The 251-nt window shown below is 59.0% G+C and carries 1 protein-coding gene; it reads left to right on the top strand.

Annotated features, from left to right (window positions below):
* On the top strand, positions 1 to 251 hold a 251-nt coding region (locus NXS07_RS21395; protein ID WP_258087690.1), incomplete at both ends, for a (4Fe-4S)-binding protein.

Genomic DNA, 251 nt, shown 5'->3' with positions numbered 1-251 from the left:
ACTGAAGGCCGCCTTTGACACCAAACGAGACCCCTGGATCGTTCCGGACAACGCTACCCCGGATCAAATCAAGGAGGTCGTAGGGGCGTGCCCGTCCGGCGCGCTGTCCTGGAGTGAGCCAGGCGGACAAGCACAGCATATCATCGGTGAAAAACCGGGTATCACAATCGAGAACGACGGGCCTTATCGTGTCACGAGGATTCCGTTGGCGTCCGGTGTTCAGGCGGAAGGAGCGTCACCCGACAAATATG

Source organism: Xenorhabdus bovienii, assembly GCF_024721015.1.
GTDB classification, from domain to species: Bacteria; Pseudomonadota; Gammaproteobacteria; order Enterobacterales; family Enterobacteriaceae; genus Xenorhabdus; species Xenorhabdus bovienii.
Note: the sequence above shows the minus strand (reverse complement) of the source record. Positions and strands in the feature narration are given on the sequence as shown.